The sequence below is a fragment of the Clostridium sp. SY8519 genome (assembly GCF_000270305.1).
GTDB lineage: Bacteria > Bacillota > Clostridia > Lachnospirales > Lachnospiraceae > SY8519.
This window is the reverse complement of sequence record NC_015737.1, coordinates 67,098-93,183: the sequence shown is the minus strand read 5'-3', so window position 1 is coordinate 93,183 and position 26,086 is coordinate 67,098. Positions and strand designations below refer to the sequence as shown.

The window sequence follows — 26,086 nt, the reverse complement described above, 5'->3', positions numbered from 1 at the left end:
CATTGTGTCACGGAGAACAAGACACGGGAAACCAGTACCGGGGTGTGGCTCAGCTTGGCTAGAGCGCCTGGTTTGGGACCAGGAGGCCGCAGGTTCGAATCCTGTCACCCCGATCCTGAAAACTGGTTCAAAGATTTATGCGGGTGTAGTTCAATGGTAGAACACCAGCCTTCCAAGCTGGATACGTGGGTTCGATTCCCATCACCCGCTTTCTATGTGTCCGTAGCTCAGCTGGATAGAGCAACGGCCTTCTAAGCCGTGGGTCGGGGGTTCGAATCCCTCCGGACACGTATTTATAAAAACTGCTTCGGCAGGATACATAGTTTTTATGGTGGGTATAGCGCAGTTGGTTAGCGCGCCAGATTGTGGCTCTGGAGGCCCAGGGTTCGAATCCCTGTATCCACCCTGCACGCGGGCGATCATCGGTCGCCCGCATTTTACAAGCAAGAACGCAACAGACCAGTGGGCCATCGCCAAGCGGTAAGGCATAGCACTTTGACTGCTACACTCGTGGGTTCGAATCCCGCTGGCCCAGTTTCAATGATATGGGGTATTAGCTCAGTTGGCAGAGCACTTGACTTTTAATCAAGTTGTCCGGGGTTCGAATCCCCGATGCCTCACTGAAAGCCAGTAAACATGCGGGTTTGCTGGCTTTTCATTTTGTCTGAAATGGGGTCTTTCCCACATCTTCCCACAAAACCTATAAATCTAGCTGATCGCTCGCTCGGAAATATCGACTGCTTTTCGCTGTGTTTCGGGGGTTACATGTGAATAAATATTCAAGGTGATGCTGATGTCTGAGTGGCCCATGAGCGCCTGTACATCCTTGAAATTTGCTCCGTTTGCGATCAGTGTGGTGGCGTAGGCAGTGGAAGTGAAAATCTTTGATCTCCGGCAGTTCTTTTTGGATCAGCTTGTTCAGCCATTTTAAGCTCTGTGTCGTGAGCATCTCGCCGCCGGGTTTGCTTAAGACAAGATGCAAAGGCTGTAAGGGCTGTTCCTTCCCGGCGTCTTCAATAAACTTTCCCTTCGTGCAGCGGCTGCTCAAGACTTTGATCTCTGGGTCGATCTCTGTAAAGATCTGGCAGTGCTGCCGTCCCCTGATCTCGTTGATCTGATAATAATGCTTCTGGTACAAAGGACCATCTGCCATCTTATCTTCGAGCTGTTTTTTTCTTCGCCGCTCTTAAGATCCCTGCCAGTGTATCCCCAAACGCTACAACGCGGGATTTTCCGTTTTTCGGGACTTTTAACTCCCAGCACTTGTTCTCCGTGTCATAGTAGAGAGAACGCCGTACCGTGAGGCTCCTGCCTTCCAGATCGATATCCTCCCAGGCAAGCCCGCAGACTTCTCCGGCCCGAAGGTCTGTGTGATAGGCGATCTGCACCGGGAGAGCGAAGCATGCGTTCTGCTCATTGTCTGTGAGATGGCTGATGATCTTTTTGTAATCTTCGTTTGAGATCGTGTGTACCTTTCCGTCCTCCTCCTCACCGAAGAGCCGGACCGGTTTTGGCTTCTTTCTCTTCCTGACATACTGCATGAGGTTATCCCGCAAAAGATGTTTCGGGACAACGGCATATTTGAACATCCCCGAGAGAACACGGAACTGTTTTTTCATATGGCTGTCGGAATAGGCATGCTTTAACTGCTTCCCGTTCTCATCAAACTCGCCGAAATATTTTTCGTCGATGTAAGCCTGCAGATGTTCACAGGTTACATTCCGAAGCTTCATGCTCCCGAGCGGATGCTCTCTGATGTGGCGGATGACATTTTTATAATCATTCCGTCCGTTGGTCGTAAGCGCTGTGTATTCGATCTCGTCGTGATACCACATTTCAGCCAGATCGTTGACGGTCACATCGCCCGCGTCGATCATTGCTGACCGGAAGCGTAATGTAGGAAGGCAGGATGGAGATGCCCATCTGTACAGCAACCATTAAAAGAATCGTTTCGATATCCTCGATCCTGTCGACGATCTCGGGATGATATCCGGCCTTTAAGAAGCTGTCGATGATCTTGCGGTCCTCGCCAATCTTACTGTCCGGCGTACAGGCAAGGATCAGACTTTGGTCAAACAGATCCTTTTTGGTCAGACAGTACTTGCCGGCCAGTGGATGGGAGCTGGGAAGCACTGCGATCAAAGAGACGCGGGATACTTCCCGTATAAAGCATCCTTCATAGATAGCCGGATCAAAAATCGGGGAAAAGATCAGATCCAGTTCGCCAAGCCGCAGACGATCCAGCAAAACGGAAGGACTGTAAGATTTGAAATGGAGTTTGATATTGGGATACCGGTTGTGAAACTCCTGTAGGCTGTTTGCCAGAATGTTACTTGCATAGTTGGCAAAGCCAATCTCCAGAGCACCGTTCATTCCTTCGGAGACATCGTGGGCATGGATAAAGGCATTGTCGATATGCTCGAGGATCTGGCGCCCTTCAATCATAAAAAACGCTCCGGCAGGCGCCAGCTCGACCTTTTTCTTTGTCCGGGAAAACAGCTGTACCCCCATCTGCTCCTCTAGGGAACGGATCTGCTGCGTGACAGCAGTCTGCGATACATACATTTTCTCTGCGGCCTTCGTGAAACTCAGTTCCTCCGCCACAGCAAGAAAGTATTCAATCTGTCTGGTGTTCATGGTATTACTTCTCCTCGAGTCAAAAGTGAGTCAAAAGAACCGTCCCTTTGACTCATCGGTTCATTTCGTACGAAAGAATCAGATACAGCCGTTCTTTGTAATCGTCAAAATCCTCCCCGATCAGGGAATTGATCTTCTTAAACCGATATACAAGAGAAGTCCGGTGCATATCCATGGCTTCGGCAGCTGCAGCCAGATTGCGCTCATGGATCAGATACATATAAAGTGTATAGGCCAGCTCGGAGTTGTGTGTTTTGTCATAATCAAGCAAAAACTTCATCTTGGGATTGCAGAATGTGCCGGCGGACTCTTTTTGTGTAAACAGACGGATCACATGCTGCAGATAATGATCCCAGTAGAGATAGAGGTTTGGGGTGTTTGTTTCTTCTGTGCCATATTCAATGGCACGAAGTGCCTGTGCATAGTATCCCCGTAATTCCATGATATCCTGGAAACAATTGCTGATACCGGCATAGAGTCCGTTTTCGGAACAGATTTTCCGGCCGGTTTCCAGATATTCGCCCGGAAGCAGATGGTTTTCCTGAAAGCTGATGATGATCACGATCTGGTCATTGTAGATCAGTGTTTTTGAGTAAGGAAAGCGGCTTTCTAAAAGATTCCGGATGTGGTTTATATTGACGGTTTCTGTACTGCGGGCGGTTTCGACGACCATACAGTACATATTGCCGCTAAATGTGACCTCCGTAAATTTCATATGGGAAGAATTGCCGTTTCCCGTTCCAATCTTTTCATCCAGCAGATCCCGCAAAAAATACTCATAATTAAACCCTTTAGCACTTCGGATAAAGGAGTCTTTTTTCATCTGCTGATCAACATATTTTTTGAGGAGCAGCATTAATTCCGTGTCAATAGGTTCGAACGGTTTATTGATCGCGGAGATGACGATATGACCGAGGTTTTTGCGTGTGTTGATGGCGCAGTACATCTGCTCGTAGCCAAGTGCGTCATTATATGCAATGATCGGGATCTCGCTTTTTAACACCTTGCTGTGGATGTTGTGATCCCTGTTTGCCATTTTAAAATCATCTGCGGAAAAGCGCTTGTCGATCAGGACCTGATCCTTCAGGCCAAGCTCTTCAATCGCGTCCCATGTCGCAGCGATCAGATTATAGTTGGTGTCAAAGACAAACACGGGATTGCGGAATACATGATAGGCATAGTCGATGGAAGACGGCAGTCCGTCTTCAAACGCAAGGAATTCCAAAAGTGTCTGCCCGAACATGCCGACACCGCACTGGCGGTTGAAGTATTCCTGCAGACTGGTATAGATCGTGACAGGATCTTCCGCTTCGACGAGCAGAAGACTGACCTCATCAGGGAAACGCCCCGCGATTTCTTCATGATCCGATCCGGGTGAAATGATGCAAAGGACATGCATGTGCTCGGTAAAATTAATAGTCGAAAGATCGATATCACTTTTACATACATAAAGCAGATAGGATGCATATGGCGTAGGCGCATTCTGCAGATGATTCCAGCCTGTCAGACAATGAATTCCGTCAGAATCGGTCAGATGAGTCGGTAATTCTTTTAGCAAAGCGCAAATGTTTTTTAAACCAACGTACATGGCAAAGCTCCTTCTTCATGAGTCAGAGGGACGGTTCTTTTGACTCATTTTGTGTTTACATATGATTTGTTTTTCTGAAGTGAGTCAAAAGAACCGTCCCCTTGACTCACCTGAATATCATTATATCAGACATCTTTAAAAAACAAAAAAAATGGAGCAGATCATGAGATCTACTCCAATGGAAAAAAGGGATTATGATGTAGCCTCCATCATGGCTTTTACACATTCTGTTTTTGCGTTTAGCGGGACTTCACATCCGGAACCCAGGATAAAGCCGCCCTTTGTCCCGATCTTATCGATCAGTCCGGCGCAATATTCCCTCACATCATCCGGTGTTCCGTAAGCAAACATTGTGGCCGGAACATCACCTCTGAGTGAATGCCATCCGCCGATGATGTCATATGCCTTAACAATATCGGTTACGCCGTCAAATTCGAAGCTGACGCTTGTCTTGGGCAATTCCAGGAAGCGATCCAGAATCGGCAGCCATTCTGCGTCGCAGTGGAGTACACAGCGGATTCCTGCATCCCAGAATGTCTGGATTGATTTTTTCAATACCGGCCATACAAATTCGTCAAACATATCCGGTGAAATAAATGTAGCGGAGGAACGCATCGCGTAGCGGCCGATCCTTGTTCCGCCGAATGATTTGAGGATCTGAATGTTGCGTGCGTCCTCGATTGGCTGTGCCTGGTTCAAAACATCCATGATTGGACCGGGATCATCATAGAGATCAAAAATAAACGGTTCCATGGACCGGATCATGGATAACAGATCGAAGATTGGAAAATCTGCGATGTTGAAAATCGGCGCGATACCTCTTTGCGCAAGAAACTGTGCGATCTTTCCGCCGGCAATATTGGTTTCTGCCCAAAAGTCAGCATACTGCTGCGGATCTGTCATCGGCGGATTCTGTATCCGCATCATATACATGGCATACCAGTTTTCCCAACCGATCTGAAGCATTTTCTCATATTCATCGGCTTCAAACTGAGGCTGTTCTACAAACTGATAAAGTTCTCCCTCCGGAAGCTCAAAACCCGGTCGGCGCACCGGCATACTCATTGAGAAAATAATGGTTTTCGGATGCTGCGGCATGGAGAGATCGGGATTCCCGATTACATCAAAGGTTTTTTCCATTGCGCCGATCCAGGCATCACAATCGGAAATGATCTTTGACTGCGGTACATCTGCCACTGTTCCGGCCCATGTCAGAATATGCGGAAAAATCGGAATCTCAGAGGGATCATTTAAAGGTACGCATTGCATAGCTTTTTCAACTTTTTCGTAAGATGTCATATAGTTTCCTCCCTTAATCTGCTTTGTCAGATACACGTTTCATTGTTCTTGCAATCAGTGTAGCAGTTGAGAAAACCGTTGAAAAATGAATGTTCAGGATACATTCATTCCAAAAAGATATGGATGGTGGAGGATACTATTCTGTTTGAAACAGATTGAGAAATATTTCGATGGAATCTCTGAAATGCTCTTTTTTCCAGACCGCGATGATATCATTCCGGATATCCAGCGGGAATTTTTTGACTGTTGGTGATTCCAGGTCGGTATAACTGTCAGCCAAAACGATTCCGTTTTCCAGCTCCAGGTTCAGGGTAAATGATTTTTCGTGCTGCACATAGCAGGAGATCAACGGCGTAAACCCGGCTTCTCTGGACAGTTTTGTAAGAAGTTCAATATAGCTGTTATCTTTTTCCGGAGAAAAAACGATAAACCGCTCCATACGTAAATCGGAAAAATCTAGATATTCCCGGTCATACAGAGGATTGCTCTGATGCACATAAATGCAGAGCCTGCTTGGAATGATGGTTTTCCAGCCGATATCCAGTCCTTCCATCAGGGGGAGCATATGCTTTGATATCACGATCAGATCCAGTTTGTCCTGTGCAAGGTATGATACCAGCGCAGATAATTCCATGCATTCTCCAAATACATCCGTGCCGGACAAAAGGTTTTTCATGATTCTGATCTTCTTAATGACAGGACTGTCTTTTGGGTCTAATTCACCGGTGCCGATCTTTAAGGTTTCTTTCTTTCCTTCCTGTATAGAATGCGCATTGAGAACAGAGTCTTCGAAACTCCGGATCAGATCTTTCCATTCTTCGTACAGGTTCATTCCTGCAGGCGTCACCTGGAACTTTCTGCTTCCGCGTAGGATCAGACACAAGCCGAGCTCCTGTTCAAGGTGTGCGATCGTCTTACTGATCATTGGCTGTGTCATATTCAGCTTTTTGGCTGCGGCTGTGAATCCGCCAAACTCCACTACCGTTAGAAAGATCCGAATCTGATTCAGGTTGATATTCAAGAGATCGATGTGTCTCATAACGATTCCCTTTCAAGCGGTCATTTCATTATTATTATCAGGGCAGTAGGTTAATATCATAGTATCATCATGGCGGGAATGCTATTTTCTATATCCGTGTAGAAATGAAGTTCGGAATTTCAAGGGAATCATACCAAATATGAAAAAACGGCGTGTTTTATAATGATAACGAAAACGAAAAAAGGATACGATACGAAGGAGGAGCACAATGAGTTTTAACGATAATATACCCAAATTAAAACCTTACAGCAGAAGCGTATCAATCATCGGCGTGGGCGCGACACCGTTTGTCCGTGTACTCGATGATCCGTCTGTTGATGGAATGAACGAGGCAGAGCTGTTTGCCTATGCAGCGCGTGACGCGATGAAAGACGCAGGCATCACAGGCAAGGACGTTGAGTTCTATATTCATGGCCAGGCAGGCCCGGGATGGACCAGTAACTTTGCAACACCGAATATGCATGTTGCGAACTGGATCGGTATGAAAGGAAAAGGATCCTACCATCACAGCGAAGCATGTGCGACAGGATATGTAGCGCTTGAGACAGCAGTCATGGCAGTTGCGTCCGGCCAGTATGATATGGTGCTTAGCGGCTGTATTGAAATGCCGTATTCCATCGCTTATCCAACCAAAAATCTGATCAAGCGCCGCTTTGGTACGGATGCAATGTTCCATGAGGTGCTTTGCTCCACACTTCCGAGAGATTATACCTTATTTACCAGAGGAGCGCTTCCGTTTAACTCAGAGTCCTGGCTGGATCATTATGTAAATGAAAACAATATCAGCGCAAAGGATGTGGATGCGTTTATGACACAGCTTTCCATCAACTGCCGTCGTGCAGCGGTTCAGAATCCGCTCAGCACGATCACAAACAAGACCTATGCAGAGCTGGCAGAGGAAGCAGGCATGGATTCCGAATATGAATATCTGCATTCCAAATTCAATCCGCTGATCGGCAAATACATGCGCGGCGCGCACTTTGAACAGCGTTGTGACGGCGCGGCAGCAGTGATCGTCTGCCCGACCGAGATGGCATACAAATATACAGAGCATCCGATCGAGGTGCTGGGCGTAGGTCATTCCTGTCTGGAAAACTCCAATCCGCGTCTGGAAATGACCGCGACAAAGAATGCATACGAGCAGATGAAAGCGCTGACCGGTCTGACCGGAAAGGACATGGATCTGTTCCTGACCAATGATTTCTATAACCAGTCCGAACTGCTTTCGGCAGAGATCTGTGAATACCTGCCGGAGGGCGAAGGCTGGCAGTATGTAAAAGAGAACCGCATCGCGTTTGACGGAGACCGTCCGGTCAACTCCAACGGCGGCCGCTGTCATTACGGCCATGCGGCTGGCGCATCAGGTCTGCATGACTTGTATGAAGCCGTTCATCAGATGCGTGGCGATTCCGCAACACAGGTAAAACACGAAGTGAAGCATGCGATGCTGCGCGGCTTTGGCGGTGCACAGAACCTGTTAAACATCATGCTGGAGAAGAAATAGGAGAGGAGGAATGAAGACGATGACAAAATATGATTTAGAGCCTATCACAAAAACCTTTTATGACGCACTGGAGGAAGGAACTGTCCTTGGACGGAAATGTACCAGCTGCGGACACATCGAATTCCCGCCTTACCTCTGCTGCAATTCCTGCGGATGTCTGGATACAGAGTGGGTTGACCTCACCAATATGCGCGGTGTGATCGGTCAGGTACTGCCGACAAGAGGCGCCTTTGGTGATCCGGAATTCAGAACGGTACACGGTGATTATTTCTCGATTGAAGTAAAAGTGCCGGGGGCAGATCCTGTAAGCACCAGCCTGCTGCACGTAGATTATGATAAATATGATGAATTTGACCGGTTTGTCCGTGAAAATGAAGTTGTTGTAAAACCGCTGATCATTCAGGATGAAGACACAAAAGTACTGGTATGGGAGCTCGAAGACGAGAGCGAGTTTAAGAAGATTCCGGAGATTAAGGAAGCAGCACCGGCAAAAGCAAAGGAGGAAGCGGCAGCACCGGCAGCCAAAGCAATCGATCTGTCAAATGACGCGACGGCACAGATTGTCATCGATGCAGCGGCGGATGCTTATGGCGTGGATGCATCCGAAATCACACTGGCTACAGATATCAGAGAAGATCTGTCCAATGAATCGATGAAGATGATTGTAATGATCTCTACCATTGAAGATGAGACGAATGTCACGATCGAGATTCAGGAAGCAAGCAATCTGATGACGATCGCTGATTTTGTCAATGTAGTGAAAGAGCGCCTTGGCGAGGAAACCATTTCCGCAGATACAGCGTCAGGCTCGGTATCTGGCGGCACAGCTGCTGCAACAGCCGACGCAGGCACGGAAGAGCTGGATGATATCGCAAAGAAAGTCATCCAGTGCGCAGCTGACAGCTATGGCGTGGATGCATCCGAAATCACACTGGCTACAGATATCAGAGAAGATCTGTCCAATGAATCGATGAAGATGATCGTCATGATCTCTGAGATCGAAGATGAACTGGATGTCACGATCGAGATCCAAGAGGCAAGCAACCTGATGACGATCGCTGATTTTGTCAGAGTAGTAAGAGAACGACTGTAAACAGAAAGAGTGGAGAGAAATGGGACAGTTCCCGGAATTTACACCAGAATGCCCGAAAGGCGTATATGAAAAGATCATAACGGTTACGGAAAAAGAAGTTGACCGTGCAGGCTATATGCATCCGGCAGAACTGGCAAGACAGATGCAGATCATCACAGAGGAGTATTTCGATGCCTGCTCAGGTTTGACGATTGCGCAATTGAATCAGGCAGGACTGAGCTGGATCATTGCCTGGACCCAGATGCAGGTGGAACGTCTGCCCCAAAAAGACGAAGTCTTAAGGCTGCGGATCTGGCCTTCTAAGAAAAAGGCAGTGATGCATGTAAGAAAATATGCGTTCTACACCTATGACGGAGAACCGCTTGTTACGACATCTTCCCTGTTTCTTTTGATGGACCAGAAGACCAGGACGGCCGCTGGAGATCCGGAAGGAATGATCGACCTGACACCTGTTGTGATCCCGGGAGAGCCAAAACCTCCCAAAATGAATCTTCCCTTTCCGGAGGAATACAAGTGTCTTGCAGGCCGTACCGTTGAAGCACATGAGATTGACTACAACGGCCATATGAACAATTCCCATTATCTGGACTGGACAGAAGCGCTTCCGGAAGAGTATTGGCTCAGGGAGCATGCATTGAAAACTGTCTGGGTGGAATACACACAGGAGATGACGGAAGGACAGACGGTCGGAATGTATTATGTACTGGATCAGGACTGTCTGTATGTAAAAGGTGTCAGCGCCAACGGGCAATCATTCCGGGTGCTGGCAACATGTGAAGCCGATGGCGGCGCACATCTCAGATTGCCGGGCGACCGGTCTGCGTAAATGACAATTAAAGAAACAACTGTTTACCTTATCATGTAACCCCAAGAAAAACACGTTATGCGAGAGAAAGATCCGCATGGCGTGTTTTTCGTTTGATTATCTTTCTACATCAGTGTTGAAAAGGTGCCGTGTAATTCCTTTTTAAATGCACGATATATGAGGAAACCCTTTTTGATAAGATATGGTCAAGAAAGAAAACATCATGATTTTTACAGAGATGGACAGGTAAAGGAATCATAGGAGGAGGTAAACATGTTGCAGATTATGATCAATGGAAACCCTGTACCTGCAAGGGATGGAGCTACGATTCTGGAAGCGGCTTACGAAGACAAATATGCGAGAACGCAGTTCGATACGGAAATCTTGTCCCTGCAGTATTTAAAGGGTGTGCAGGAAAAGGATGACAGCGGACTTTGTATCGTAGAAGTTCAGGGAAAAGGAATTGTCAATGCGGCAACGACCCTGATCGAGCCGGATATGCAAGTCATCACGGATTCCGAGGCTGTCAGATTTGAGCAGAGAAAGGCTCTGAAGGATATCCTGGATCATCATGACAGAGACTGCAGACACTGCAGCCGTACCGGAAACTGCGAGCTGCAGGATGTACAGCACAAACTGCGCATGACCAAGAACCCGGCAAAGGAAGCATTTGACCCGGTACCGGTGAAGACAGACGGCATCATCGTGAGAGATGACAACAAATGTATCCGCTGCGGCCGCTGCGTAGCAGCATGCGAAAACCTGCAGGGAATCGGCGCGATCAAGATGGAAGGTGAAGGCCTGACAGCAAAGGTCGTACCGTCAAAGGGAGCAACACTCATCGAAAGCGGTTGTGTTGGCTGTGGACAGTGTATCACAGTCTGTCCCGTCGGCGCACTGCATGAGAGAGATGATGTGGATGCTGTATTAGAAATGATAAAGGATCCGGATAAATATGTTGTGATCCAGGCAGCACCTTCCGTGCGTGCAAGTATCTCCGAAGCGTTTGGTTATCCGATCGGCTCCGGCACAAAAGGAAAGCTTGCAGCAGCAATGAGAAAGATTGGATTTGACCGGGTATTTGATACCGTTTTCTCAGCGGATTTAACCATCATGGAAGAAGCAAACGAGCTGATAGAGCGGATCCAGACAGGCGGAACACTCCCGATGTTTACTTCCTGCTGTCCCGGATGGATCAACTACATCGAGACCTATTATGATGATATGCTTGCGCATGTATCCTCCTGTAAATCTCCGCAGCAGATGTTCGGAGCAATGGTAAAGACCTTCCTTTCCGAAAAAGAAGGAATCCCGGCAGATAAGATCGTTGTCGTCAGCACGATGCCATGTACAGCGAAAAAGCGTGAGTTGGGAAGAGAAGATCAGAATGCAGCAGGCGTTCCGGATGTTGACTTTTCACTGACAAGCCGTGAGCTCGCACGTATGATCGAACGCAGCGGCATCTCCTTCCCGGGTCTTGAGGATGAAGCATTTGATGCACCGCTTGGCATCGGCACCGGCGCAGGCACGCTCTTCGGCGCGACCGGTGGCGTTATGGAAGCAGCTTTACGTACAGCAAACGACTGGTTGAACGGAGAAGCACAGGGCGAGATCGAGTTTACAGAGGTCCGTGGAACAAAAGACATCAAGGAAGCAACTTATAAAGTCGGCGACCTGACACTTCGCGTAGCAATCGTAAGCGGCCTTAAGAACGCAAAAGCACTGCTTGAAAAGATGCGCGCAGGTGAAGTGGAATATGACTTTGTAGAGTTTATGGCATGTCCGGGCGGTTGTGTCAACGGCGGCGGTCAGCCTCAGCAGAAGGCTTGTGTAAGAATGGTAAAGGATCTCAGAGCAGAGCGCGCGATGACATTGTATCGTCTCGACAAGAGCGATATGCTTCGCAAATCCCATGAGAATCCGGAAATCATTGAGCTTTATGACAGTTATCTGGGCAAACCGGGCAGCGAAAAAGCTCATGCAACACTGCACACCAGCTATAAAAGCCAGGCGAAATAGGAGGGAGCAATTATGAGAATCAGCGATTTACAGGACGATCCTCGTCGTTTAAATAAGGTAACTGTTGATCCGGACCTGTGCATGGGATGCATGAAATGTATCAGAACATGCTGCTACGATGTGTACGAATGGGATCCGGTAGAAAAGCTTTCTACAGCAGCTTATCCGGAAGAGTGCGTATCCTGCTATCAGTGTATGTACTTCTGTCCGGCAGGTGCGATCAAGGTAGAAGAGGCAGAGCTTTCATTCTATGATCAGCTGTATGATCCGCTTGGATTAAACGATTAGGGGGTAACGATATGGAAAACAATAGAAAAACATATATAACGGATGTTCTGGTCGTTGGCGGCGGACTTGGCGGAGCAGTTATGGCACAGAAACTCCACATGCTGAAGCCGGATGTTAAGATCACGATCATGGAAAAAGGTTATTTCGGATACACTGGTCAGACAACAAAAGCCGGCCATGGTATGTGCATGCTGTCTCCGGAAGCAGGGGATGATATCTATGAAATGATGAAAGAACAAGTAGAACTGAATCCTTATGGTACATATCTGAATGATCAGGATTATCTGGTGGAGTATCAGAAAGAGCAGTACACCTATATTCAGGAGCTCGAGCGCATGGGCGGTCAATTCTCTCATGAGCCGGACGGAAGCCTGCATCATCACCATGAGTTTGAAGGCAAGAAGATCTCTGCGGTTCAGATCGACATTGATTTCATGACACCGTTCTGCAAACAGGTTATGGCAGGCGGCGCGCAGATCTTAGAGCGTACCTACTTTACAGACCTGCTGACTAATGACGGCAAGGTAGTCGGCGCAGTTGGCTTCAACCTGGATACAACGGAATTTGTTGTTGTACGCGCAAAAGAAGTGGTTCTTGCAACCAACGAGTTCAATCCATCCTGCAGAGATTTGTTCTATGCACCGGCAACCGGTTATATGGCAGCTTATGAGGCAGGTGCACAGTTAAGAAACGTAGAGCATCTGACCGAGTGGGATCTGGTTTACAGAAATACCGGTAACTTCCTGTATGGTGTTCACTGGGTTGTATGCAACAGCAAGGGCGAAAACATCTTTAAGAAATACAATTCACATTCTCTGGAAGAGCTGGATGTTAACCTGATCCGCGGTATGGCAAAAGAGCTTGAAATGGGCAATGGCCCGCTGGTTGCAGACTTCACACAGATGCAAAAGACCAATGAGGGCGCAGACGGCTTCTTCCATGGAATCGAAATGAAGCAGAGACTGGAACTGGATGAGTTTATCCGGAATCATCAGGATATCGACCTGAGCAATCCGAAGCCGGAGGTTTCCGTATCCTATCGTGTCAGCATCCGCTCCCTGCGCATCGATGTAGAGGGCAAGACAAGCGTTCCACATCTGTGGGGCCTGGGTCAGATGACCACAGCCGGTTCCGCGCACGGCAGCTGGGTACACGGCGACGGACTTGGCGTTGCATCAAAGACCGGTCTGATGACTGCAAAAGCAATGGCGAAATATATTGACGATTCCGAGCTTGGCGAGATCGATGAGGAGCAGGTAGAATTCTTCCGCAAGAGAATCTTCGAAGCGGCAGAATACAAAGGCGAGTTCCGCCCGGATCATGTGATCCGTCATATCTCCCGTCTGATCAAGAAGCCGGAATACAGCTTCAATAAGACAGAAGAGACCATGACAGAGCTGATCGCAGAGCTGAATGAGATCCGTGATCAGTACAAGGATATGATTCACCTGCCGAAGGTAAACGGCCATTATCTTGCAAAAGCAATCGAACTGCGTACCATGATCGATATGCTTGAGATGATGTTCATGGTATTCAAGACCAGAAAAGAAAGCCGCGGATGCTTCAGTCGTCTGGATTATCCGGAGCGCGATGACAAGAACTGGCTCAAGTGGGTCATCCTTGAGAAAGGTGAGGATGGAAAACCGTCTATCTTCACAGAGCGTATTCCGATCGAACGCTATCCGTTCAAACCGGAAGGCTGGGAAGAAATCGCAATGCCAGAATAGCCCCCTTTACCTTAGAACCTCCTACAAAAGAAAGCACTGCTGCAGGACATGCGGCAGTGCTTTTGATATTGCTGATGTGTTTTCTACACAAAGTATGAAATCAGCAGTATGATTTATAGAGATAAGACGGAACCGGAGGTATGGGAAGAAGAGTATCATAAAAGACAAGAAAACATTGTTTATGCTTTTTCAGGGAGAAAACATTATAGAAAAAACAGAAGACTATCAACAAGTTTGACTGACAACAGGTTTGGTTCCTGGGGCTGGAGCATGATCTTCTATACGATGATCCTGTATTTCTTTTATGCAGCAATCATGACAGACGGCATGAATCTGATTCCGAACGCCTTTGCAGCAGCACACGGATGGGACGCGACTGTTCTGCTTTCCGCAGCGACACCGGCCGGTTTGATTGGTCTGGTGGGCGGCTTCGTATTCGGACGTCTGGTCATTAAAACAAAACCGAGAAACATGTCAGGATTTGCGCTGATCATCTTTGCAATCTCCTATATTGCAGCACAGTAAACAATCAGTAAGCGATATGAAAGCGGATCAGTTGTACGAATCAGCTGGTCCACTTTGTGACAGAGAAAGGAAATCGTATGAGCAATTTAACTATGACAGAAGAAGAAAGAAAGCTCGATTACAGCGATCTTTTGCTGAAACCGCTTCCGGAGGTCGATCCGAAGCTGTTGGCGGAGATGGATCTGAGTCCTGTGGATCCTGAAAAGATCACATCGATCTATGACAGAAATGACATTTTGAAACCGGGGTATCTGGAAGTGGAAAACGGTTATGCAAAAATGCCGGATGGATCCGGTGCCGTAGCAACCAAAGTCGAAATGCCGGGTGTCACACCGGAAATGATCGTCTGGTGGTTCGCATGGCATGGAATCCGTGATCTCAGATACCGGATTTGGTGCCCGACAGAGCATTACGGGATCCATGTGCATGAAGACAGCCTTGCACATCGTCTGGACATATCGCTTTCTCTGGAAGAGAGAGGATGGGGAACGACAGATGTCGTGACAGAAGATGTTGGAAACGGTCCGCAGGAAATGTATCTGTCATTTCTTTCGCCGGAAGCCTACGGCTACGATCCGGAACTGGTCAGGAATGTAGATGCCCTGATCAATGCATATGTATCCGATCCGAAGACGGGGATGCGCCTGATTACATTCTCGCACTGTATCAGAAAGATCCCGGGTGGGATTGAATACCGTTCACATTACTGGCAGGGATACAGCATTGACGAAAACGGCAAAGCATATGCGGCAGCCATCCCGCCGGGCGGATTCCCGATGGAGGTGATGAAAGCCAATGCATATCACAGCCTGCTCGAATATACGAATCTGGCACAGATCCTGCCGGGATTATATGAAAAGTACGGGAAAGAAACAGATCTGACGAAAGACTTTTATAAAGAGTAAGAATGAAAAAACTCCCGTGCCGGAAGGTGCGGGAGTTTTTTAAAGGATTGTTTCTATTTAATGCGGTGGCTTCGGCCCAGTATATGGGAATATTTTGCGCACTCTCCAAGCAGCGGACCAAGTGTGGCACCGACTTCTGCAGGATTGGTTGTATTGACCAGTACAAAGCAGAATATCGCGAATGCATCGTATTTTCCGTAGGTATCGAAGCAGCGGTGGATCTCTTCTACACGGGATTCGAATGACGCATCCGGAAGGGAAACCGCGCCTGCGGAATCCCAACCGCCGATGATGCAGAACCGGTCACCATATTTTTGCAGCAGACCTTCGATGTCGTTCGTAGGCTGTACGGAAGTCCATCCGGCTGCACCGATCTCGATCATATCTTCTACAAAACTTTCTGCTTTTCCGCAGGTGTGCTGCAACGGGATCATTTCAAGTTCCCAGCAGGCATCGTAAAGACGCTTGTGATAGGGCTTGATCAATTCTTCGTACTGTTCATGAGAAATGAACGGTGCAAGCTGTGTGCAGATATCATCGTAGTTGACAAACACATCCGGATTGATATAATCCTTGACTTTCTTTGCGGTTGCAATCTTGTAATCCGTAATCTTTTCAAACAGTTCTTTGACCTCTTCCGGCTCTTCGATCAGGGCGATCAAGGCATCGCCAAAGCCCATCAGAGCCGCCAGACGTTCGAAAACACCGGTTCCGCATCCGTATTGCAGGGCATTGATATCCGGATCATATCCCTGACAGAACTGGAATTCTCTGGCTGCGATCTGATCCCAGTTCATTGCATTGACATCAGGGATTTTAACGATGTCGCGCCATTCTGTGAAGTTGTCGATGTCCATGATGTGCTGTGACGGATCCGGAACAGATGCGCCGTTACCGGTTGGCGGACAAACCCAGTTGACACCAAAGCCGTCAAGACCGCCGCCGATCGGGCCTTTTTCAAAGGTCGGTCCAGGAACAGAACCGAAACCGATATATGAGCAATCCACGATTTCGACCGGTGTCCATTCGATTTCTTTGTGGTTTAAGAAGTTTAAATAGTTTTCTTTAGGGGTTAATGGCATGTCATTCCTCCTTTTTCATAGTCGTTTGCTGTTATGAAAATTGTATCGCGCGATAGAAAAACAGTATATTGTACATTGAGAATGAAAAAGGCAGATGCTGTTTTTACACTTTGTAGAAATGGAGAATCAGATGAAAATATCACTTGAAATTGTAAAAAAACATCTGGAGAAATGCTTTAAAATAGGGGATTGCAGGATATGCAATGAGGATTTGCACCTGGAAAAGGCACTGTTTTATTCCGGAGATGACAATCCGGAGTATGCCACATTGTATATATGCGGCGACGGAAGACTTCCGGATAAACTCTCTGAAAAAAAACAGTTGTCACTGATCGTGGTAGGGGAAACACTTCCGCGTTCGGTCCGTGACCGGACGGACTGGATTTTGTTGGATGACACTACCGATCTTTACAGCGTATGGAATCAGCTCGTTGAATTATTTGACAGATTCCATCAATGGGAACGGGAAATGCTTATGCTGACCGGAAAGCAGATGACAATGGCAGATTTGGAACGGTTTCTGGAGATTTCTTCTTTTGCTTTTGAAAACGGACTGTCCATATTGGACGCAAATTTTAAGATTGCGGCAGAGGACCAGATCAATATCAAATACGGGAATTATCCGGCAGAGTTTGTCAGAGAAAACAAGAGGGATATTCCTGGATCGCTGGTAAGTGAGATGAAGTTCAATGAACAGTATCAGAAAATACAGTATAAGAAGGAATGCTTCTATTATGAAGAAGATATCCTGCCGCACAGATGTCTTTGTAAAAACATATTTGTCGGAGAACAGTTTGTCTATCGTCTGATCATTACAGAGTGTGTCCGGCCGTTTTGCCATACGGATGAGCTTTTGCTGGAATACTGCGCAGAGTTTCTGGAACACGGGATCGCGCAGACGGATGTTGTGCTTGTGCAGAATCATGAGCGATTGATAACGCAGCTGGGGGAAATCATCCGCAGCGGGACAGTGAACCGGCTGGCACTTCGGAGGGAAGCCGAAAAGATAGTCTGGGATCTGGAAGATTGCTACCAGGTATTGTATGTGCAGCCCAGTGCACAGGATGTATATTTTTCTTCTTTGGATTATCAGTGCAGGGAATTGATGCGGCTGTTCCGGGATGCAGCAGCATTTGTTTATGATACGGCGATCATCTGTGTCATTCATAAGGAGGCCGGAAATGAAGAGAATAACCGGGACGCAGATTTTACAGTCTACGTAAGAGAAAATGATTTTCTCGCCGGAACCAGCAATATGTTCAATGGTTTGTATAAGATCCATGACTATTACAGGCAGGCACAGTTGGCATTATCCATCGGAATGAAGGAAAAACCGACGCATTGGATCCATGCGTTTTCGGACGTGACATTTGGATATCTTTTAAACAAGATGACAGAAGATTATTCAGCCCAAGAGCTGGTATCTCCGATTTTCCTCAGGTTAAAGCAATATGATGATGAAAACGGTACTGAATATATCCGTACTTTAGAAACCTATCTGGAAAACAATATGAATGTGGTACAGACCGCAAATCAATTATTTGTTCACCGGGCAACCGTGATCTACCGGATCAAGAGGATCTGCGAGATTGGACATACAGATCTGAAGGATAAACGGGAGCTTTTACATCTGGGCATCACGTTTACGTTGCTGTAATCCCGTGTTTGTTCATAGATGTATAAAATCACCATGCAATTTGTTGTTTTTTATCTAAACAACCGAAACTTTGTCAATGCTAAAATATAAAAGAAAGATAATAGCCCCTTTTATACAAGGCGCTTACAACAGTAAATATGCAAACAGTTAGGAGCAAAGGAGAGAGATATGTTTATTGATACGATTTACGAACAGGCAAAAGCAAATCTTCAGACGATCGCACTTCCGGAGAGCACCAATCCGGTCATTTTAAAAGCAGCAGCAAAAGCACAGAAAGATGGGCTGGCAAATGTTGTGCTGATCGGTGATCCGGCAGAGATTCAGGCAAAAGCAGCAGAAGTAGGAGCTGATATTGCTGCTGTAAAGATCATTGATATCAATGACGAAGCTTATAAGAATGAGCTGCTTGATCGTTATGCGGAATCTCCGAATAAAGTCATGGGCAGAAAGTTCGTTGAAAAGCGTGCGGGCAATCCGGTTTACTATGCCTGCCTGATGGAGGCAGTTGGTGAAGTAGACTGCACAATGGCTGGTATCGACACAACGACATATGAATTTGTTCTTGCTGCAAACAGTATCATCGGCATGATCCCGGGCGTTGCAAGCGCATCCGGCCTTCAGATCCTGGAGCTTGATGATTTCCATGGCGAGAAAAATAAGCTGATCGGCTGCACAGACGGTGCGATCAATATTGAGCCGACCGTAGAGCAGCATGCAGGTATCGCGATCGCTTCCTGCGAGACATTCAAAGCCGTAACAGGCATTGAGCCAAGATGTGCGTTCCTGTCCTATTCAACAGACGGGTCCGGCGGTATGAGTGCACCGGTCAAAAAGGTACGTGACGCAGTAGCTCTTGCACAGGAGCTTCGTCCGGATCTGAAGATTGACGGAGAGTTCCAGACTGACGCTGCACTGATCAAAGAGATCGGTGAGAAGAAGGTAAAACGTCCGAGTGAAGTGGCAGGCAAAGCAAATATCCTGGTATTCCCGGATGCGGCGGGCTGCAACATCGGCGGAAAGCTGATCCAGTTTACCGCAAACTGCAAGTCCTACGGACCGCTCTACCAGGGCTTCCGTCTTCCGATCCTTGACTGCTCACGCGGTATGAATGAAGAACTGGCATATGATAATATCGCGTTCCTGTGTGTACAGGCAGCAAACAGCAAGAATTAAGAAAGGATGATAGAAAACGATGAAAGAATTTACAGTATTGACCATTAATCCGGGTTCAAGCAGCACAAAATACGGACTGGTAAAGGGCGAAAACGTTCTGTTGGACGAGACAGTAGATCATGACAGAAGTGAGTTTGCAGATTGTAAAACTTTTGCGGATCAGAAGCCGATCCGTGTCCGCCTGATTAAGGAGGCGTTGGAAGCAAAAAACGTTGATCTGAAGGAAGTAGATGCCGTTGTCGGCCGCGGCGTTGGTCTCTATGCATGCGAAGGCGGTACCTATGAAATCGATGATCTTGTACTGGACCATGCAACACGCGATGTGGCTGAGATCCATCATCCGGCTACACTTGGTATCCAGATCGCAAAAGAGATCGCGGACGAGTTAAATGTACCGGCATTTTACGTCAATCCGATGCCTGTTGATGAACTTTGCGATGAAGCACGTATGACTGGTGTTAAGGGCTTATATCGTACAGCCCGTTCCCATCCGTTGAACCAGAAACAGGTTGCGATCCATCACAGCGAGGTCGTCGGTAAAAAATACGAAGACTGTAATTATGTCATCCTTCATATGGGAGGCGGCATCAGTATCACGGCACACAAAAAGGGAAGAATGGTAGACACCTCCCGTGCCGGAGATGCACAGGGCGCAATCTGCCCGAACCGTTCCGGTGATCTGTGTGTGGCTGATGTTGCAAATCTTCTGAAACGCGGCTATACATTTGATGATATCTATGAGCTGGCATCAAACCGCGGCGGTCTTGTAGATCTGCTGGGCACTGACGATGTTCGTAAAGTGAAAGAGATGATCGCGAATGGTGATCAGTTTGCCAAGCTTTGCTATGATGCGATGATTTATACCATTATCAAGTGGACAGCTATGATGGCAGGTGCTATGTACGGCGAAGTAGATGGCATTCTTCTGACCGGCGGAATGGCTTTTGATGAAGAACTGGTTGACCGCATCAAAAAAGGATGTGAGTGGATCGCACCGGTATATGTATATGCGGGAAGCTTCGAAACAGAAGGTATGGCTTCCGGTGCCATTCGTGTTCTCTCCGGACAGGAACAGGCGAAAAAATATACCGGCAAACCGGTTTGGGACGGATTTGATTTCGTGTCATAATATAGTTTGAAAATTTATACGAAATGCTGACGGATAGGAGAAAGGTGATTTCTCCTATCCGTTTTTCGTTAACAGAGCCCAAAAAACAGATGTTTTTTGTTATGTGTCTCTGAACAGCGGATATTGGATTTCCGATATGAAAATCCCGTCTTTATACTATCTGAAAGGCGTGCCGGATGTGGATATCGTTATCACAACGAATGAACTGGCAAAACTGATCAATGACCGTGAAGTCCGGTTCGAAGCAACACATCATAATGCAAAATACGACGAACCGCTTGGAGCGGAACCGGCGCAGCAGTCATCTTTGGAGCGACCGGCGGCGTCATGGAGGCTGCACTTCGGACTGCGGCTGATACTTTGGCAGGTAAGCCGGTGGATGCAATCGAATATTGGGCTGTCCGTGGCATGAAAGGCATCAAAGCGGCTTCTGTCGAGATCAACGGCATGAACATCAACGTAGCCGTTGCATCCGGTCTGGCAAACGCAAATCAGCTGCTGACATCAATTAAAAATGGTGAGGCGGATGATCAGTTTGTGGAGATCATGGCCTGCCTGGGTGGGTGTGTCAATGGCGGCGGGCAGCCGCACCAGCTGGCGCAGATCAGAATGGTGACTAATGTTCCTGCAGCGCGTGCAGAGGCATTGTATGGCAATGATCAAAAGGCAAAGGTCCGCAAATCTCATGAGAACCCTGCAATCATTAAGCTGTATGACGAGTACCTCGGAAAACCGGGAAGCGCGCGTGCGCATGAACTGCTTCATACAACCTATAAATCAAGATAAATAAAGAGAAAAATGAGCTTGGAATATTTCATCATCAGTGTATAAAACAGGAATGTATTTTATCAACGTGTAGAGGAATAAATACATTTCGTTAGATGATAAAATTTTTTATGGGTAAAAGGTAACTGGTAATTTGTGTCCGGATCGTATGGACACAAGGAAGGGAGTAAGAATATGGAAAAAACAAAGAGTAGTGGTGTATTCGGGCCAAAACAGATTGGTATGATCATCTTTACCGGAGCATTGATGCTTCTGTCTGCCTGCTTTGTCGGCGGCCAGAACAACACGGTACTTCCGGTCATCTCCGAATTGAGGGGATGGGACATCAATCTGCTGAACATCGTTTCAGGTTTTGCATCTTTGCTGGATGGTATCGGTATCATCATTTTCGCAGGTCTTTCCAGAAAGAACGCGAAAGCAACAGCAGGCGTTGCACTTGTCGTTATGGCGATCTGTCTGGTCATCTACGGCAGAACAACAAGTCTGGGACTGTTCCTGGCTCTGATGTTCATCATGGGTGCGGCATCCGGATGTTTTTCGTCCACATGTGCGATGACGCTGACAGCAAACTGGTGGCCGACCAAGAAAGGTGTTGTCCTTGGATTCTCAACCATCGGTGTTGTGCTGATGCAGATCGTTTACGTTCCGGTTATGCCGGTTCTGTATACTAAGATCGGTGTTCCGAACACACAGATCGTATTGGCGATCATAACGCTTATTATCGCGCTGATCAGCTTCTTTATCATCAAGGATACACCGGAAGAAGCCGGAACCACTCCGGATGGTCTGGAAGGTGTCGAGCTTGAAGAGGCAAAAGAAATCACAAAGGCACTGCACGAATACAAGAGCCCGTATACACTGGGTAAACTCGCAAAAGATCCGAGTAACTGGACACAGGCAATCGGTACAATGATCCCGCTGCTGGTAGCGATGACATTTATCGCCAGCACGATTCCGATCCTGATCTCATACGGATATACACCGGGATTCGCATCAATGGTATTCGCGATTGGTGGTATCCTCTGCATCATCGGTTCGGTAGCGTTTGGTTTTATCGATCAGAAGCTTGGAACGAAAAAAGCATTTATCATTTACATCTTCTTCATGATTCTTGCGATCATCCTTGCAATGTTTATGAGAAATTCTGTCATCTGTGTATGGCTGGCGGCAATGATCCTGTTTGCGGCAAACGGTTCTGCACGTAACCTGATCCCGTCCTTCGTTGGTACGAGATATGGTCGTTGGGATTATCCTGCTGCATACGCTATGATCGGTACGATTGCTATGCTTGGCGGTGGTCTGGGTATCATGCTGACCGGTATTTTCAAGAACCCGATCCGGATGTATACATTTGACCTGATCATGCTGGTTATTTCTCTGATCCTTACAATCTTAACAAAAGATACCTTTATCGGTAAAAAGGATGAGTTTGTTGAATAAGCTTTCCCGTTACTGCCTGCAGTAATGATGAAAAAGCATAAACACGGAAAAGAGCTGCCAGACGGTGGCTCTTTTTCGTTGTTCATGCATAAATGGGATGGCACTTTCGTCACTGATATCTATAAAGTGGCTACAGTTCGGATGATACAATGAATTCAGTTAAAGAAGCATTTTAATTACGCTGGAATAAAGGAGAATGCAGATGAAAAATAAGTATTATCCGCACTTGTTCGAAAAAGGAAAAATCTGAAATCTGATGATTAAAAACCGGACGATCCGTAACTCCATGGGAACGTATCTGAGTAACCCGGTTGATTGTTCTGTAACACCGAATAATATCAAAGCGGCGGCAGAAGCATCTGATGGCGGACTTATGATTGAAGCGGCAGCGCCATCCTATAAGCAGGATATCTGGAATCTGATCGAATACTATAAAACACAGCTGAAAAAATATGATATTCCGGTCATTATGGAGGAAGCATCTGCAGAAACCATCAAAGACGGCGGATATGATGCAGCGATCGTAGCGATCGGTGGGAAGCCGCGAATGGTGAATGTTTCCGGTATCGATGATGAAATCGTATGTCATGCACTGGATGTGATCGGCGGCGGGATCACAGGTGCAGAAACAGCACTTGAGTTGGCGGAAGCAGGAAAAAAGGTTACGATCGTAGAAATGATGGATCAGTTCCTTGGCGTATTCAGTGCAGTCGTTCCGGCTTATCTGCAGGCCGTGCATGAAGCCGGCATCAAAGTGATTACCGGAATGCGCCTGGAACGGGTAGAAGATCATATGGCAGTGATCGTAGACCGTTTTGGCAATCATAAGGAACTGCCGGCAGACGGCATTGTGATCTCAGCAGGATTTATTCCGCAAACAGAACTGGCAGATCAGCTTGAGGAAGAAACCGAGAAGGTGCATGATCTTGCATACCTTTCGGCAGCAACAGGACATGAATTTGCACTTTTCAGAGGTAAAAAGGAAGATATTTTATGTCATGGAACTATATATTCTTGCGACCCACAAAAAAATTAGAGAAAGAAATATTAAAACGTGGCTACGAATGGGTTGCGCATTCTCATATAGATTTTGGAAAATTAGTTGCATCGAAAGATGATAGAGAGACTTTGAAAGTTCTTGGTCAATATAAAAGTATTATTATCGGGCCTACAGGGAAAGAAATTATCTTTTATCAAAGCGAATTTGATTGATAAAAATAATAAAACTTGCTATCATTTAAGCGGAGATGTATCTATGTTAACGAAAGATGTCTGCGTGAGAATCGCACGAGAAAAATGTGTTCAAATGTTTGGAGAAGATTTTGTGAATGCACATAAATCGGATTTCAGTTCAAGTAGATTTTTTGACATGGAAAATTCTATATTGGAATATACGCTCTTATTTAGCCCTGTAGACACAAGCAAAAAAGAAAATAAGATTAGTATAAAGGAAACGCCTTTTGATTATTATGTATCTGTAATTGTAAATATGAAAGATGGGAATGTGTATGTTAATCCAGATACTGAATTAACAAAATTGCCAGCTTAAATATATTTAGAGATGAAATGCTTGAAATGAAGATAAAAAGGGAAAATCCTGGCATTGACCATACGAAAGCGCATGAAATAGCGAGCGCTGAATATAATTATTCCAAGGAGTCTGAAGCATACTATGATTCGCTTACTAAACGTAAAAAAAATAGATAATTTAATTGTAGGCAATTACTGTTACGAGGACAAAAAAGACGTTGGTAGTTTTCGGTACAATATTGAAACTGACAGTTATGAATCTGTAAGATATAATGCGCAGGATGAAAAGTATAATGCCGCTTATGGATTTGGGAGAATCATACAGTTATTACGGCAAATGGTAGAATACAATACATTTCCTGACCACATGGTTTATATGTGGTATTAAATGCAATGGAAGAATTGGCGAAAAAGTTCAATTTTGTATTTAGAGTGCTTTAAGGTGTGCTATGGATGATTATATTTGCGATGATAGATTAAATGTCGATAAGCTTGGCGAAGAGATCAGCAAAATGACAGAAGAGACCAGCTATGAAAAGTCAAGTATGAATTGAGAAAGATTTTACCGGAAATTTCTATCCGCTATCGTAGGCAAAAAAGGGTAACTTTAATAAAGCTCCCTACAGGTGCTTTTTCAAAATCTATCGATTGTGGATATCCGATCCCGCTTAAGCGAGATTAAATTCAACCTTGTCAGTGAGCATCTTGTAGATGATTCTGACGAGTTTGTCGGCACAGTGCCCAAGGGCATTGTAATGAGTCCGGCCTTCCGCCATCTTGGCATCGTAATAAGCCTTGAAGGTGGAGTTGTTCTTAACCACGTTGTGTGCAGCATGCATCAGAGCATAGCGAAGGACTTTAGATCCCCGCTTTGACATCCTGGTACGCTTGGCCTGGAAGTTGCCTGACTGATAAACAGACGGATCCAGACCTGCGAATGCAAGTAGCTGCTTAGGTCCGGGAAAACGACGAATGTCGCCGATTTCTCCGAGGATCATCCCGCCGTTGATGTAACCAATGCCGGGAATGGTCATGATCACAGAATCGAGATACTTCACGATATCTGTCATCTCAGCTTCAACGTGGCCGATCTGGCTATCAAGGAGTTCCATCTGCTCTATGGCGTGGACTACCTGGATAGATAAAGCACTGTCAGGGGAACCGACAGACTTCCGTGCCAGAACTCTTAACTGACTGGCTGTCTCCTTCTTAAAGTGGCCGTGGGAAGCAACCTCAAGGAGATGAGTCAGATGGGTCAGGTGCATGGAAGCAACATCCTTAGCGGAAGGGGCTTCCTTCAACAGTGCGTACACAGCTTTTTGATGCAGCCCGGATTTGAAGAAGTACTGCAATTCCGGGAAGGTCTCATCCACATAGGCTTTCAGCTGGATCTTCAGCCGGGTGCGCTGTTTGAGTGACTTCTGGCGGAAGCGGCCAAGAGCCTTCAGGTCCATCAGGTTGATGTCATCAATCGTAACGAACCGATGAGACTGCTGCAACATAAGAGCTTTCGCAATGATGTAAGTGTCAACCTTATCCGTTTTGGTCTTCCGGATGTTGTTCTTCCGGAGGGTCGAGGTCTGGATCGGGTTGATGACACAGACCTTATGACCGTTATTAACAAGGTAATGAACAAGGTTGTCGCCGTAGTGGGCCGTTGACTCAAGACCGATGATGAAGCTGTCATCCGGAAGGAAATCCAGATGAGAGGACAGCAATTGGAAGCCATCAGCGTCATTTGTGAATTTAAACGGCTTGATGAGTTCTTCGCCATCTGAAGATATGGCAGAGGCAAAGTGGTTAAGTTTGGCAACGTCAATGCCAACATAGATCATGAGGTGTATACCTCCCTTTCAAGTA

25 protein-coding genes and 6 tRNA genes are annotated in these 26,086 nt (G+C 46.6%); 23 read left to right on the top strand and 8 right to left on the bottom strand.

From position 1 onward, the window contains the following. The first annotated feature begins 38 nt into the window (after positions 1-38). The 6 genes from CXIVA_RS00505 to CXIVA_RS00480 all read left to right on the top strand — a co-directional run bounded on the left by CXIVA_RS00505 (position 39) and on the right by CXIVA_RS00480 (position 620). Positions 39-113, top strand: a tRNA-Pro gene (locus CXIVA_RS00505). A gap of 26 nt (positions 114-139) precedes the next feature. Then, a tRNA-Gly gene (locus CXIVA_RS00500) sits at positions 140-210 on the top strand. A gap of 6 nt (positions 211-216) precedes the next feature. Then, positions 217-290, top strand: a tRNA-Arg gene (locus CXIVA_RS00495). Between the two features lie 41 nt (positions 291-331). Continuing rightward, positions 332-405, top strand: a tRNA-His gene (locus CXIVA_RS00490). 58 nt (positions 406-463) lie between these two features. Then, positions 464-535 (top strand) — tRNA-Gln (locus CXIVA_RS00485). Positions 536-547: 12 nt separating this feature from the next. Then, positions 548-620: transfer RNA gene (locus CXIVA_RS00480), tRNA-Lys, on the top strand. 88 nt (positions 621-708) lie between these two features. On the opposite strand, the gene CXIVA_RS13700 is transcribed toward CXIVA_RS00480, so the two are convergent. From CXIVA_RS13700 to CXIVA_RS00450, 6 genes are all read right to left on the bottom strand, one after another. After that, the gene (locus tag CXIVA_RS13700; RefSeq protein ID WP_242822939.1) at positions 709-849 is read right to left on the bottom strand and encodes a tyrosine-type recombinase/integrase; all 141 of its coding nucleotides are present in this window, start codon (positions 847-849) and stop codon (positions 709-711) included. A gap of 305 nt (positions 850-1,154) precedes the next feature. After that, positions 1,155-1,859 carry a tyrosine-type recombinase/integrase gene (locus tag CXIVA_RS00470; RefSeq protein ID WP_041727507.1) on the bottom strand — a complete coding sequence of 235 codons (705 nt, stop codon included), beginning with the start codon at positions 1,857-1,859 and terminating at the stop codon, positions 1,155-1,157. Further along, entirely contained in the window at positions 1,837-2,637 is an 801-nt protein-coding gene (locus CXIVA_RS00465) for a LysR substrate-binding domain-containing protein (RefSeq protein ID WP_013976049.1), read from the bottom strand. Before CXIVA_RS00465 ends, CXIVA_RS00470 begins: the two co-directional genes overlap by 23 nt. A 52-nt stretch (positions 2,638-2,689) precedes the next feature. After that, positions 2,690-4,225: a helix-turn-helix domain-containing protein gene (locus CXIVA_RS00460; protein ID WP_013976048.1), complete on the bottom strand. Its 1,536-nt coding sequence runs from the start codon at positions 4,223-4,225 to the stop codon at positions 2,690-2,692. A 192-nt stretch (positions 4,226-4,417) separates the two neighbouring features. After that, entirely contained in the window at positions 4,418-5,524 is a 1,107-nt protein-coding gene (locus CXIVA_RS00455; protein ID WP_013976047.1) for a uroporphyrinogen decarboxylase family protein, read from the bottom strand. Between the two features lie 136 nt (positions 5,525-5,660). Next, positions 5,661-6,563, bottom strand: coding sequence for a LysR family transcriptional regulator (locus CXIVA_RS00450; protein ID WP_013976046.1), 903 nt, complete (start codon positions 6,561-6,563; stop codon positions 5,661-5,663). Between the two features lie 208 nt (positions 6,564-6,771). On the opposite strand from CXIVA_RS00450, the gene CXIVA_RS00445 reads away from it, so the two are divergent. The 8 genes from CXIVA_RS00445 (at position 6,772) to CXIVA_RS00410 (ending at position 15,429) form a co-directional block, all read left to right on the top strand. After that, positions 6,772-8,067 carry a thiolase family protein gene (locus CXIVA_RS00445; protein ID WP_013976045.1) on the top strand — a complete coding sequence of 432 codons (1,296 nt, stop codon included), beginning with the start codon at positions 6,772-6,774 and terminating at the stop codon, positions 8,065-8,067. 10 nt (positions 8,068-8,077) lie between these two features. Further along, complete coding sequence (locus CXIVA_RS13185) at positions 8,078-9,160, top strand: phosphopantetheine-binding protein (protein ID WP_013976044.1); 1,083 nt, start codon at positions 8,078-8,080, stop codon at positions 9,158-9,160. Between the two features lie 19 nt (positions 9,161-9,179). Beyond that, the gene (locus tag CXIVA_RS00435) at positions 9,180-9,986 is read left to right on the top strand and encodes an acyl-ACP thioesterase domain-containing protein (RefSeq protein WP_013976043.1); all 807 of its coding nucleotides are present in this window, start codon (positions 9,180-9,182) and stop codon (positions 9,984-9,986) included. Positions 9,987-10,238: 252 nt separating this feature from the next. Next, positions 10,239-11,984, top strand: coding sequence for a [FeFe] hydrogenase, group A (locus CXIVA_RS00430; RefSeq protein ID WP_013976042.1), 1,746 nt, complete (start codon positions 10,239-10,241; stop codon positions 11,982-11,984). A 12-nt stretch (positions 11,985-11,996) separates the two neighbouring features. Continuing rightward, a complete protein-coding gene (locus tag CXIVA_RS00425; RefSeq protein WP_013976041.1) occupies positions 11,997-12,272 on the top strand; it encodes a ferredoxin family protein in 276 nt (91 codons plus the stop codon). An 11-nt stretch (positions 12,273-12,283) separates the two neighbouring features. Next, positions 12,284-13,999, top strand: coding sequence for an FAD-binding protein (locus CXIVA_RS00420; protein WP_013976040.1), 1,716 nt, complete (start codon positions 12,284-12,286; stop codon positions 13,997-13,999). Positions 14,000-14,233: 234 nt separating this feature from the next. Continuing rightward, complete coding sequence (locus CXIVA_RS00415; protein ID WP_013976039.1) at positions 14,234-14,524, top strand: hypothetical protein; 291 nt, start codon at positions 14,234-14,236, stop codon at positions 14,522-14,524. A 77-nt stretch (positions 14,525-14,601) separates the two neighbouring features. Next, the gene (locus tag CXIVA_RS00410) at positions 14,602-15,429 is read left to right on the top strand and encodes a hypothetical protein (protein WP_013976038.1); all 828 of its coding nucleotides are present in this window, start codon (positions 14,602-14,604) and stop codon (positions 15,427-15,429) included. Between the two features lie 53 nt (positions 15,430-15,482). Here the strand turns inward: CXIVA_RS00410 and CXIVA_RS00405 are convergent, their stop codons facing one another. After that, positions 15,483-16,511 (bottom strand): uroporphyrinogen decarboxylase family protein, encoded by a 1,029-nt coding sequence (locus CXIVA_RS00405; protein ID WP_013976037.1) that lies wholly within the window; start codon positions 16,509-16,511, stop codon positions 15,483-15,485. A 130-nt stretch (positions 16,512-16,641) separates the two neighbouring features. Between CXIVA_RS00405 and CXIVA_RS00400 the strand changes: the two genes are divergently transcribed. From CXIVA_RS00400 to CXIVA_RS00370, 9 genes are all read left to right on the top strand, one after another. Next, the gene (locus CXIVA_RS00400) at positions 16,642-18,168 is read left to right on the top strand and encodes a helix-turn-helix domain-containing protein (RefSeq protein WP_013976036.1); all 1,527 of its coding nucleotides are present in this window, start codon (positions 16,642-16,644) and stop codon (positions 18,166-18,168) included. 168 nt (positions 18,169-18,336) lie between these two features. Then, the gene (locus tag CXIVA_RS00395; protein ID WP_013976035.1) at positions 18,337-19,341 is read left to right on the top strand and encodes a phosphate acyltransferase; all 1,005 of its coding nucleotides are present in this window, start codon (positions 18,337-18,339) and stop codon (positions 19,339-19,341) included. 19 nt (positions 19,342-19,360) lie between these two features. Then, complete coding sequence (gene buk / locus CXIVA_RS00390; RefSeq protein ID WP_013976034.1) at positions 19,361-20,470, top strand: butyrate kinase; 1,110 nt, start codon at positions 19,361-19,363, stop codon at positions 20,468-20,470. A 136-nt stretch (positions 20,471-20,606) separates the two neighbouring features. Next, the gene (locus CXIVA_RS14210) at positions 20,607-20,882 is read left to right on the top strand and encodes a [Fe-Fe] hydrogenase large subunit C-terminal domain-containing protein (protein WP_013976033.1); all 276 of its coding nucleotides are present in this window, start codon (positions 20,607-20,609) and stop codon (positions 20,880-20,882) included. Then, on the top strand, positions 20,846-21,256 hold the full coding sequence (locus CXIVA_RS14435; RefSeq protein WP_278244607.1) for an iron hydrogenase small subunit: 411 nt from the start codon (positions 20,846-20,848) through the stop codon (positions 21,254-21,256). The genes CXIVA_RS14210 and CXIVA_RS14435 overlap by 37 nt, the downstream gene beginning before the upstream one ends. Positions 21,257-21,430: 174 nt before the next feature. Beyond that, complete coding sequence (locus CXIVA_RS00380; RefSeq protein ID WP_013976031.1) at positions 21,431-22,696, top strand: MFS transporter; 1,266 nt, start codon at positions 21,431-21,433, stop codon at positions 22,694-22,696. Positions 22,697-22,952: 256 nt separating this feature from the next. Further along, entirely contained in the window at positions 22,953-23,732 is a 780-nt protein-coding gene (locus CXIVA_RS00375; protein WP_013976030.1) for an FAD-dependent oxidoreductase, read from the top strand. Further along, positions 23,690-23,908 carry a hypothetical protein gene (locus tag CXIVA_RS13985; RefSeq protein ID WP_013976029.1) on the top strand — a complete coding sequence of 73 codons (219 nt, stop codon included), beginning with the start codon at positions 23,690-23,692 and terminating at the stop codon, positions 23,906-23,908. The genes CXIVA_RS00375 and CXIVA_RS13985 overlap by 43 nt, the downstream gene beginning before the upstream one ends. Before the next feature lie 43 nt (positions 23,909-23,951). Then, positions 23,952-24,245 carry a hypothetical protein gene (locus CXIVA_RS00370; protein ID WP_013976028.1) on the top strand — a complete coding sequence of 98 codons (294 nt, stop codon included), beginning with the start codon at positions 23,952-23,954 and terminating at the stop codon, positions 24,243-24,245. A 649-nt stretch (positions 24,246-24,894) separates the two neighbouring features. Here CXIVA_RS00370 and CXIVA_RS00360 read toward each other — a convergent pair. Then, positions 24,895-26,061: an IS110 family transposase gene (locus CXIVA_RS00360; protein WP_013976025.1), complete on the bottom strand. Its 1,167-nt coding sequence runs from the start codon at positions 26,059-26,061 to the stop codon at positions 24,895-24,897. Between the last annotated feature and the right edge of the window lie 25 nt (positions 26,062-26,086).